This window comes from Mesorhizobium sp. M4B.F.Ca.ET.089.01.1.1 (assembly GCF_004022605.1).
Lineage (GTDB): Bacteria > Pseudomonadota > Alphaproteobacteria > Rhizobiales > Rhizobiaceae > Mesorhizobium > Mesorhizobium abyssinicae.
Genome location: NZ_RZOS01000218.1, coordinates 1 through 9,389 on the forward strand (window position 1 = coordinate 1; position 9,389 = coordinate 9,389).

13 protein-coding genes are annotated in these 9,389 nt (G+C 66.1%); 8 read left to right on the forward strand and 5 right to left on the reverse strand.

The features are described 5' to 3' along the window. The 4 genes from dprA to EN780_RS19935 form a co-directional block, all read right to left on the reverse strand. Positions 1 to 877 (reverse strand): DNA-processing protein DprA (gene dprA, locus EN780_RS19920; protein ID WP_128275081.1); only part of this gene is annotated, 877 nt, incomplete at its 3' end. Continuing rightward, positions 874 to 1,461, reverse strand: a complete 588-nt coding sequence (gene plsY, locus EN780_RS19925; RefSeq protein WP_127287357.1) for a glycerol-3-phosphate 1-O-acyltransferase PlsY — start codon at positions 1,459 to 1,461, stop codon at positions 874 to 876. The genes dprA and plsY, both read right to left, overlap by 4 nt. A 56-nt stretch (positions 1,462 to 1,517) precedes the next feature. Further along, positions 1,518 to 2,804, reverse strand: coding sequence for a dihydroorotase (locus EN780_RS19930; RefSeq protein WP_128275082.1), 1,287 nt, complete (start codon positions 2,802 to 2,804; stop codon positions 1,518 to 1,520). Next, the gene (locus tag EN780_RS19935; RefSeq protein WP_127286222.1) at positions 2,801 to 3,766 is read right to left on the reverse strand and encodes an aspartate carbamoyltransferase catalytic subunit; all 966 of its coding nucleotides are present in this window, start codon (positions 3,764 to 3,766) and stop codon (positions 2,801 to 2,803) included. The genes EN780_RS19930 and EN780_RS19935 overlap by 4 nt, the downstream gene beginning before the upstream one ends. A gap of 157 nt (positions 3,767 to 3,923) precedes the next feature. Here EN780_RS19935 and EN780_RS19940 point away from each other — a divergent pair, with 157 nt between their 5' ends. From EN780_RS19940 to EN780_RS19950, 3 genes are all read left to right on the forward strand, one after another. Continuing rightward, a complete protein-coding gene (locus EN780_RS19940) occupies positions 3,924 to 5,552 on the forward strand; it encodes a DNA alkylation response protein (protein ID WP_128275083.1) in 1,629 nt (542 codons plus the stop codon). A gap of 152 nt (positions 5,553 to 5,704) precedes the next feature. Further along, on the forward strand, positions 5,705 to 6,265 hold the full coding sequence (locus EN780_RS19945; RefSeq protein ID WP_127286220.1) for a hypothetical protein: 561 nt from the start codon (positions 5,705 to 5,707) through the stop codon (positions 6,263 to 6,265). After that, the gene (locus EN780_RS19950; protein WP_127286219.1) at positions 6,265 to 6,606 is read left to right on the forward strand and encodes a DUF6105 family protein; all 342 of its coding nucleotides are present in this window, start codon (positions 6,265 to 6,267) and stop codon (positions 6,604 to 6,606) included. The genes EN780_RS19945 and EN780_RS19950 overlap by 1 nt, the downstream gene beginning before the upstream one ends. Here EN780_RS19950 and ruvX read toward each other — a convergent pair. Beyond that, on the reverse strand, positions 6,524 to 7,030 hold the full coding sequence (ruvX, locus tag EN780_RS19955; RefSeq protein WP_127286218.1) for a Holliday junction resolvase RuvX: 507 nt from the start codon (positions 7,028 to 7,030) through the stop codon (positions 6,524 to 6,526). The two genes, EN780_RS19950 and ruvX, sit on opposite strands and share 83 nt — an antisense overlap. A 120-nt stretch (positions 7,031 to 7,150) precedes the next feature. Here ruvX and EN780_RS19960 point away from each other — a divergent pair, with 120 nt between their 5' ends. From EN780_RS19960 to EN780_RS19980, 5 genes are all read left to right on the forward strand, one after another. After that, a complete protein-coding gene (locus EN780_RS19960) occupies positions 7,151 to 7,858 on the forward strand; it encodes a metal-dependent hydrolase (RefSeq protein ID WP_127286217.1) in 708 nt (235 codons plus the stop codon). A gap of 53 nt (positions 7,859 to 7,911) precedes the next feature. Then, positions 7,912 to 8,328, forward strand: coding sequence for a hypothetical protein (locus EN780_RS19965; protein WP_127286216.1), 417 nt, complete (start codon positions 7,912 to 7,914; stop codon positions 8,326 to 8,328). Positions 8,329 to 8,417: 89 nt separating this feature from the next. After that, positions 8,418 to 8,705, forward strand: coding sequence for an Asp-tRNA(Asn)/Glu-tRNA(Gln) amidotransferase subunit GatC (gene gatC, locus EN780_RS19970; RefSeq protein ID WP_127286215.1), 288 nt, complete (start codon positions 8,418 to 8,420; stop codon positions 8,703 to 8,705). A 7-nt stretch (positions 8,706 to 8,712) separates the two neighbouring features. Then, a complete protein-coding gene (locus tag EN780_RS19975) occupies positions 8,713 to 9,171 on the forward strand; it encodes a GNAT family N-acetyltransferase (protein WP_128275084.1) in 459 nt (152 codons plus the stop codon). Then, a partial coding sequence (locus EN780_RS19980) for an amidase family protein (protein WP_245500030.1) occupies positions 9,171 to 9,389 on the forward strand: 219 nt, incomplete at its 3' end. The genes EN780_RS19975 and EN780_RS19980, both read left to right, overlap by 1 nt.

Consider the following 9,389-nt stretch of genomic DNA (forward strand, 5'->3'; position numbering starts at 1 on the left):
GCGCGATGGCGCTGGCAACATCGGCCGCTTCGGTGACCAGCGTGGCGCCGTCCTTGAGCAGGCCGTTCGAGCCGGCCGCGCGCGGATCGAGCGGCGAGCCGGGCACGGCGAAGACCAGGCGACCCATCTCGCCGGCCAGCCTGGCGCTGATCAGCGAGCCTGAGCGCTGCGCGGCTTCGACCACCACCAGCCCCAGCGCCATGCCGGCGACGAGCCGGTTGCGGCGCGGAAAATCCTGCGCGCGCGGCTGCCAGCCGAACGGCATTTCCGAGACGACGGCGCCGCCGCGCTCGGCGATCTCGTTGCAGAGCCCGGCATTCTCGGGCGGGTAGGGCATGTCGAGCCCGCCGGCCAGCACGCCGATGGTGCCGGTAGAGAGGCTGCCCTGGTGCGCCGCCGTATCGATGCCGCGCGCCAGGCCGGAGACGATCGCGTAGCCGTCGCGGCCAAGGTCCGCCGCCAGCATCCGCGCCATCTTGACGCCGGCGAGCGAGGCGTTGCGGGCGCCGACGATGGCGACCGCCGGCAGACGGAAGACCGCACCTTCGCCCTTCACCGCAAGGAGGGGCGGCGGGTTGTCCATGTTCTTCAGCAAGGGCGGATAGTCTGCCTCGCCAATGCCGACGAAACGGCCGCCGGCCCGCCTTGCCGCCTCCAACTCCGCCTCGGCCTCAGCCACCGTGGGAATACGGACGATGCGGCTGGCGCCGCCGGAGATCATCAACTCGGGCAGCATTTCGAGCGCGGCCTCGGCGGAGCCGAAGCGGTTGATCAGTTCGCGGAACGAGGCCGGACCGACATTCGGCGTGCGGATCAGGCGAAGCCAGCTCAGCCGCTGCCGGTCGCTGAGGCGCGGGCCGGCGGCGGGCTTGGTCATCCCTTGGCCCCGATCTTGCCCTCGGTGCCGGCGGTAAGCCGCGAGATGTTGGCGCGATGTTTTACGATGACGATCAGGCTCATCACCGCGAACAGTCCGGCAATCGCCGGCGTGCTGAGGAAGTAGAGCGCGATCGGCACCGCGACCGCAGCGGTCAGCGCCGCGAGCGAGGAGTAGCGGAACAGGAAGGCGACGGCGAGCCAGACGACGGCGAAGATCAGCGCCACCTGCCAGGCAAGGCCGATCAGCACGCCGAGGTAGGTGGCGACGCCCTTGCCGCCCTTGAAGCCGAGCCAGGCCGGAAAGAGGTGGCCGATAAAAGCGCCGAAACCGGCCCACAGCGCAAGCTCCGGCGCGAAGCGGCCGGCGATCAGCACCGCCGCCGTGCCCTTCAGCGCATCGAGCAGAAGCGTTGCGGCGGCGAGCCCCTTGTTGCCGGTGCGCAGCACATTGGTGGCGCCGATATTGCCGGAGCCGATCTTGCGCACGTCCCCAAGGCCGGCCGCGCGGGTGATCAGCAGGCCGAACGGAATCGAGCCCAGCAGATAGCCGAACAGCAGCGCCAGGATACCGCCATAACTCATTGTTTCCCCCCGCGTTTCCTTCACCGTACGAAATGGCGGACTATGCCGCCATCGGCCTAGATTGAAAACACTGTGCGGCCCGATACCATCGTTTGCAAGACCTTGCCTTGCAGCCGCGCGCCCTCGAAGCAGGTGTTCTTCGAGCGCGAGCGAAGGCCGCTCTCGCTGACGATCCAAGGTTCGTCGAGATCGACCAGCGCAAGGTCGGCAATCGCGCCCGGCTTCAGCGTGCCGCCGGGCAGGCCGAACAGTTTCGCCGGTGCGGTCGACAGCACCTCGACCAGCCTGAGCAGCGGGACATCGCCATTGTGGTAGAGACGGAGCGCGGCGCTGAGCAGCGTTTCGAGCCCGATCGCGCCGGCAGCGGCGTCGGCGAAGGGGAGGCGCTTGGTGTCGACGTCCTGCGGATCGTGCGAGGAAACTATGATGTCGACGATACCGTCCTTCACGGCCTCGATCATCGCCAGCCGATCCTCCTCGGCGCGCAGCGGCGGCGTCAGCCGGAAGAAGGTTCGGTATTCGCCGACGTCGTTCTCGTTGAGCGACAGATTGTGGATGGCGACGCCGGCCGTGACATTGGCGCCGTCGGCTTTCGCCCGGCTCACCGCATTGGCCGCCATCGCCGTCGATATCTTGGCCGCGTGATAGGCGCCGCGCGTCAGCCGCGCCAGGGCGAGGTCACGCTCCAGCGGGATCGATTCCGCCTCGCGCGGAATGCCGGCAAGGCCGAGCCAGCTGGCATAGAGGCCCTCATTCATCACGCCGGCCGAGGCGAGGTCGGCGTCCTGCGTTTCATGCGCGATGACGCCGCCGAAATCGCGGGCATAGGTCAGCGCCCGGCGCATCACCAGGGAGTTGCCGATGGTATGGCGCCCGTCGGTGAAGGCGACGGCGCCGGCCTCGCGCAGCAGGCCGAACTCGGTCATCTCGCGGCCGTCGAGCCCCTTGGTGATCGCCGCCGCCGGGAAGATGTTGACGCTGGCCGTATCCTTGGCGGTGCGCAGCACGAATTCGACCAGCGCGACATTGTCGATCACCGGATCGGTGTCGGGCATCATGACGATGGAGGTGACGCCGCCGGCCGCCGCGGCGATGCTTGCCGAGGCGATCGTCTCGCGATGCTCGCCGCCCGGCTCGCCTATGAAGACGCGGCTGTCGATGAGGCCGGGGATGATCGCCTTGCCGGCGCAGTCGATGACGACGGCACCTTCCGGCGCGCCCTGGTTCAGCGCCGCCTTGCCGGCGGCGACGATCTTCCTGCCGTCGACGATGACCGTGCCGACCTCGTCGATGCCGCGCGAGGGATCGACGACATGCGCCTTGCTGAAGACCGTTGTCGTCATGCGCCGCGCCCTTCGTGGTTGCGGCGCGGGTCGAGCAGCGCTTCCATCACCGCCATGCGCACGGCGACGCCCATCTCCACCTGTTCCTGGATGACGCTCTGCGGGCCGTCGGCGATTTCGGACGCAATCTCGACGCCGCGGTTCATCGGGCCGGGATGCATGACCAGCGCGTCGTCCTTGGCCGCCTTGAGCTTTTCGGCGTCGAGGCCGAAGTAGCGGAAGTATTCGCGGATCGACGGCACGAAGGCGCCTTCCATGCGCTCGCGCTGCAGGCGCAGCATCATCACCACGTCGGCGTCCTTCAGCCCTTCGGCCATCGAGCGGGCGACGATCACGCCCATTCTGTCGATGCCCGACGGCAGCAGCGTCGAGGGCGCGACGACGCGCACCTGTGCGCCCAGTGCATTCAAGAGCATGATGTTGGAACGCGCGACGCGCGAATGCAGGATGTCGCCGCAGATCGCCACGATCAGCTTCGCCAGCGGCCCCTTGGCGCGGCGGATGGTCAGCGCGTCGAGCAGCGCCTGCGTCGGATGCTCGTGCGCGCCGTCGCCGGCATTGACCACAGAGCAGCCGACCTTCTGCGCCAGAAGGGCCGCCGCGCCGGCAGACTGGTGGCGGATGATAAGGATATCCGGGCGCATCGCGTTGAGCGTCATCGCCGTGTCGATCAGCGTCTCGCCCTTCTTCACCGAAGAGCTTGCCACCGACATGTTCATGACATCGGCGCCGAGCCGCTTTCCGGCAAGCTCGAACGACGACTGCGTGCGGGTCGAGGCTTCGTAGAAGAGGTTGATCTGGGTGCGGCCGCGCAGCGTCGAGGTCTTCTTCTCGGGTTGCCGCGAGATGGCGACGGCCCGGTCCGCCCGGTCGAGCAAAAGCTCGATATCGGCGGGGGAAAGATCGCGGATGCCCAGAAGATGGCGGTGGGGATAGAGCGGCAGGGACGAAGCGTCGGTCATCTCAAGGCGCTGCTATAGGGTGCGGTGTCCCCAGCCGCAAGCACCAGCTTTGGATTGCGACCGTTCTCCCCGGTATTTTCGTCGCGCGCCTTGCATCGCTTGGGCTATAAGGCCCGATGGCTTCGGATTCGTGGCCTTCGCATGATAGGGACAGGGCGTGACCGACGACGTGACGAACCAGCCGCCGCCGCTGACGGGCGGCAACGCCTGGCGGGGCGATCCGTTGCTGATCCAGCTTGCCGAGCGCTTTTCCGAGCCGGTGCGCAAGGACCTCGACGGGCTCGGCCGTTTCGTGCTGACGCAGGAAGCGCAGGAACTGGCCCGCCTCGCCAATGTCGAGACGCCGAAGCTCCGGACGCATGACCGCCAGGGCCGGCGCATCGATCAAGTCGAGTTCCACCCCGCCTACCATGCCCTGATGCGCCGTTCCGTCGCCAATGGACTGCATTCCTCGGTCTGGGAAAACGGCGACGCGGAGATCGGCCGCCGCCACCAGGTGCGGGCCGCGCGCTTCTATATCACCGCCGAGCTGGAGACCGGGCACCTCTGCCCGATCACCATGACCAGCGCCTCGCTGGCGGCGCTGATGGCGAGCCCGAAACTGTTCCGCGAATGGGCACCGCGGGTGACGACGCGCAAATACGACCAGAGCCAGAAGCCGCCGGTCGAGAAGACCGGGCTGACGCTCGGCATGGGCATGACCGAGAAGCAGGGCGGCACCGACGTGCGTGCCAATATCACCAGGGCCGAGCGCGCCGGCAGCGGATTCTATCGGCTCACCGGCCATAAATGGTTCATGTCGGCGCCGATGTCGGATGCCTTCCTGGTGCTCGGGCAGGCGCCGGAAGGGCTTTCCTGCTTCCTTGTTCCGCGCATCCTCGGCGACGGCTCCGGCAACGGCTTCCGCTTCCAGCGGCTGAAGGACAAGCTCGGCAACCGCTCCAACGCTTCTTCGGAAGTGGAGTTCGTCAACGCCATCGGCGAGATGGTCGGCGAGCCGGGCGCCGGCGTGAAGACGATCATGGATATGGTAACGCTGACCAGGCTCGATTGCGCGGTCGCCTCGTCGGCGATCATGCGGGCAGGGCTGGCCGAGGCCATTCACCACACGCGCCACCGCCAGGTGTTCGGCGCCAACCTGATCGACCAGCCGCTGATGCAGCGCGTGCTGGCCGACATGGCGCTCGATGTCGCCGCCGCCACTGCGCTGTCGTTCCGCCTGGCGCGTTCTTTCGACGAGGCGGCGAGCGATCGCGGCGAGGCGGCCTTCGCCCGCGCGATGACGCCGGTGGTCAAATACTGGGTCTGCAAGATCGCGCCGCCGCTGCTCTACGAAGCCATGGAATGCCTCGGCGGCAATGGCTATGTCGAGGAGGCGCCGCTTGCCCGCTACTATCGCGAGGCGCCGGTCAACGCCATCTGGGAAGGCTCCGGCAATGTCATGGCGCTCGACGTGCTGCGCGTGCTTGGCCGCGCGCCGGGCCTGTTCGAGGAAGTGCTCGCCGGCATCGACCGCGATCTCGGCGCCGGCGGCCGCGGCACCATCGGCGTGCTCAAGGCAGCCATGCAGGTGGCGGCGACCGACGAGGGTTCGGCGCGCCTGCTTACCGAGCAACTGGCGCTGTCGGCGGCGGCAGCAGAGCTTCGCCGGTTGGGGGCAGGGCGGATCGCCGACGCCTTCGTCGAGACGCGTCTCGCCGGCCAGTGGCGCAACACCTATGGCATGCTCGATTCACGCCACGATGCGCGGATGATAGTCGACACGCTCTATCCGCCGGTGAACTGAGCGGGTTCCGCCAGGCCCTCGCGTGGCCTGTGGATACACGTTAACCTTAACGAATGGTTTCCATTGCGGCGGCGACCCGCAGGGCCCACTGTTCTCACCGGAGCAAGGATTGGTTAACCATGCCGTTCCTTGCCCTGCGAAGCAGGAACGCCATGCGGCACGTATTGACCTCCTTTCTGGCCTTGCACTGGGCGATCGTTTTCGCCCTGCTGGCGTATATCTGCATCGACGGCAATCGCGGCGTCGCCGCGGCCCTTGCGGTGCTCGGCCTTGAGGTCGAAAACGGCCGCATCACCGGACTGGAGAACGCCGCCATCGTGGCGCCGCTGGCGATCGCGCTGCTGGTGGTGGCGGTGCTGTTCTGCTGGGCCTTCGTCGAGACGCTGATTAACATAGCGGCCAGTCCCGACGCCACGGACAGTGTCGTGCGCATCGCCTTCATTTCCGCCTCGGCTGTGTTGTCGCTGGTTCTGGTCGGCGGCGCGGCGCAAGGCATCGACGGCCTGTTCATGGTCGTCGCCGTGCAACTGACCGCGCTGCTCGCATCCTATGTCGCGGTGCTGGCCGAGCAGCGCACGGCGCGGGTCGAGGCGTTTGCGGCCGACACCGAAGTCCGCGCGACCGCCCATGTCATGGCACGAGGCGCCGCGCACAGTTCACTGCTGTCACGCATTTCCGGCCGGCCGGAAGCGAATTCGAGGGATGGCCGCTGATGCGCACGCTGTTCGCGCTCTGGGCCGCTCCGCTGCTCCTGTTCTGGGGCTGGTTCTTCCTGTCGCTCAACGACATGAATTTCGGCTATGTGATGCTGAGCCGCCCGCTGCACGACCTGGTATTCCAGCTTTACGGCGAGATGCTGGGCATCGATCCGGCGCTCATTCCCGGCATGGTGGCCAAGGCCTGCGTCTTCGACAGCTTCCTGCTGATGGCGCTGTGGGCGTTCCGACGCCGCCGCAACATCGCCGCCTGGGTCAGGACCCGCTGGGGGAATCCGGTTCCGCAAGAGCGTCTGGACCGAGCGACTGAAGCCGGTCCAGTACTCCCTGCAGAATAAAGGCGGCCGCCGCCGAATCGATCTTGCCGGCACGCTTCCTGCGCGAAAAATCCATTTCGATCAGCGTCCGCTCGGCCGCGACCGTCGACAGCCTCTCGTCCCAAAGCACGAAGGGAAGGTCCGACAGGGCAGCCATGTTGCGCACAAAAGCGCGCGATTTCTGCGCGCGCGGACCTTCCGAACCGTCCATGTTCACTGGCAGACCGAGCGCGATCGCGCCGACATTGTCCTTCTCCAGCTGCGCGAGCAGCAGCGCCGCGTCGAGCGAGAATTTCCGCCGCATGATGACGGGGCGCGGATGGGCGAATGCCAGGCCTCGGTCGGAGACCGCCACGCCAATCGTCTTGTCGCCGAGGTCGAGCCCGGCGAGCGTCCTGCCGCCGACGAGGCGCGCCGGCAAGTCCTCGATCGATATGATGCCCAAACGGCTTTCCTTCAGACGCACGGTGCGGCGCATCCTTTTTGATGCACCGAATGTGATGGCCCTTTAATTTTGCCCGAGGCGTTCTATCCTCTGGCGCAACAAAAATCGAGGAAGTCGTTGATGAAACTGACCTGGTATGGACATTCGGCGTTCCGCGTCGAGACGGCGGGAGCCAATATCCTGATCGACCCCTATCTGGTCGGCAATCCGTCCTGGACGGGCGGCTGGGAAGGACCGGCCGAAGGGGTGACCCATGTGCTCCTGACGCATGGCCACAACGACCATGTCAGCGGCGCGCTGGAGGTGCTGAAGAAGAGCGGCGCCATGCTGGTCGCCAATTACGAAATCTGCATGTATCTGGTCGGCCAAGGCGCCAACGGCAGCAGGATCAATCCCGGCAATATCGGCGGCACCGTCGATTGCGGCGCCTTCACCACCACTTTCGTCCAGGCGCTGCACTCATCGTCCTTCGGCGGCGAGGGCGGCGCCAACACCTATCTCGGCAATCCCGGCGGTCTGGTCCTGCATTTCGCGGAGGACAAGACGCTCTACCATATGGGCGACACCGACATCTTCTCCGACATGGCGCTGATCAACGAACTGCATGAGCCGAAGATCGGCCTCGTGCCGATCGGCGACCGTTTCACCATGGGCGGCGCGGTGGCGGCGCTCGCCTGCCGGCGCTTCTTCCATTTCGACACAGTCGTGCCCTGTCATTTCGGCACCTTTCCGATCATCGACCAGACCGCCGACAAATTCGTCGCGGGAATGGAGGGCTCAGGTGTGAAAGTGGCCTTGCCGGCAATCGGCCAGACCATCACGATATAGGGCCGAGAGGCGCGTCGCGCCGAGATCATTCATGAGAGAAATGGAATGAAATCATGGCTTTGAGGCAGACACTTTGCGTTTCGATGCTGGTTGCCGCTTCTCCCGCGCCGGCGGCGGAGGACTTCATCGACGGTGTCTACCTGCAATCCGAAGAGCTGTGCGCGCAGGCCAAGAAGGGCAAGCTGCAGGATGTGATCGAGGCCGGCAACATCGTTTTGTCGGCCCACGGCCTGCAAGGCGTCGAATACAATTGCGAGTTCCTTCAGGTCACCAAGGCGACACGCTCGCCGAGCTGGGCGGTCACCGCCATCTGCCAGGAGCCGGGCTTTGTCTTTCCCGATGTGCTGTCGGTAACGCAGATGAGCCCAAAGCAGCTCGATCTTGTATCGGTCCGCCCGGTCGACGACGAAAGCGAGCAGGCCGGCAACAGCGGCAGCTATTTCCTCTGCGAAGGCGTGACGCCGCCCTAAGCCCAGATCTCAGCCGTCCGCGCGCGACGATGCAGGTTGCGCGGCGCGCGCGGCGCCGCTATAGCGCTGGTTTTCCAGAGGCAACAGAAATGTCCGTTGATCTTCAGACAGTGAAGCGTGTCGCGCACCTTGCCCGCATTGCGGTGAGCGAGGAGGACGCCGAGCGCATGACCGGCGAACTGAACACCATCCTCGGCTTCGTCGAGCAATTGAACGAGGTCGACGTTTCCGGCGTCGAGCCGATGACATCGGTGACGCCGATGGAGATGAAGAAGCGGCTGGATATCGTGACCGACGGCAACAAGGCCTCCGACATCGTCGCCAACGCGCCGGCCACCGAAGAGAACTTCTTCCTCGTTCCGAAGGTCGTGGAGTAACCGGCCGATGGCAATCGAGATCGCCGTCGAGACCGCCTTGCAGGACGATGTGCGCACGCTGGTCGAGGAGCTCAACGCGACGCTGCTCGAATTGACGCCGCCAGAACACTGCTACCACATGACCGTCGAGCAGATGGCAGGCAAGGACACCACCGTCTTCGTCGCCCGCGACAATGGGCTTGCCATCGGCTGCGGCGCGCTGAAGCGTCATGACGGCGCCGTCGGCGAGGTCAAGCGCATGTACACCAGACCCTCGCATCGCGGCCAGAAGATCGGCGCGAAAATCGTTGAACGGGTCGAGGCGCAGGCGCGTGGCGAGGGGATGAAGCGCCTGGTGCTGGAAACCGGCGACCGCCACCCCGCCGCCTGGGCCGTCTATGAACGCGCCGGATTTTCGCGTTGCGGCCCGGTGCTGGATTATCCCGACTCCGAGTGGTCGGTGTTTTACGAAAAGAGCCTTGCCTGATGAGCGACCTGACACATCTGACGATTTCCGAGGCCCGCGCCAGGCTGCGCGGCAAGGAGATCACCGCGGCCGAGATCACCGAGGCCTATCTCCAGGCGATCGAGCGCGCCAATCCCGTGCTCAATGCCTATGTCACCGTCACCGGCGACAAGGCGCGCGACATGGCCAAGGCCTCCGACGCCAAGCTCGCCAGGGGCGAGGGCGGTGCGCTGGAAGGC

Coding starts and splice junctions, on each gene's coding strand:
- EN780_RS19960 (WP_127286217.1), top strand. CDS start 7,151: ATGAAACTGACCTGGTATGGACATTCGGCGTTCCGCGTCGAGACGGCG.
- EN780_RS19965 (WP_127286216.1), top strand. CDS start 7,912: ATGGCTTTGAGGCAGACACTTTGCGTTTCGATGCTGGTTGCCGCTTCT.
- EN780_RS19935 (WP_127286222.1), bottom strand. CDS start 3,766: ATGACCGACGCTTCGTCCCTGCCGCTCTATCCCCACCGCCATCTTCTG.
- EN780_RS19945 (WP_127286220.1), top strand. CDS start 5,705: ATGCGGCACGTATTGACCTCCTTTCTGGCCTTGCACTGGGCGATCGTT.
- EN780_RS19975 (WP_128275084.1), top strand. CDS start 8,713: ATGGCAATCGAGATCGCCGTCGAGACCGCCTTGCAGGACGATGTGCGC.
- EN780_RS19930 (WP_128275082.1), bottom strand. CDS start 2,804: ATGACGACAACGGTCTTCAGCAAGGCGCATGTCGTCGATCCCTCGCGC.
- EN780_RS19950 (WP_127286219.1), top strand. CDS start 6,265: ATGCGCACGCTGTTCGCGCTCTGGGCCGCTCCGCTGCTCCTGTTCTGG.
- gatC (WP_127286215.1), top strand. CDS start 8,418: ATGTCCGTTGATCTTCAGACAGTGAAGCGTGTCGCGCACCTTGCCCGC.
- plsY (WP_127287357.1), bottom strand. CDS start 1,461: ATGAGTTATGGCGGTATCCTGGCGCTGCTGTTCGGCTATCTGCTGGGC.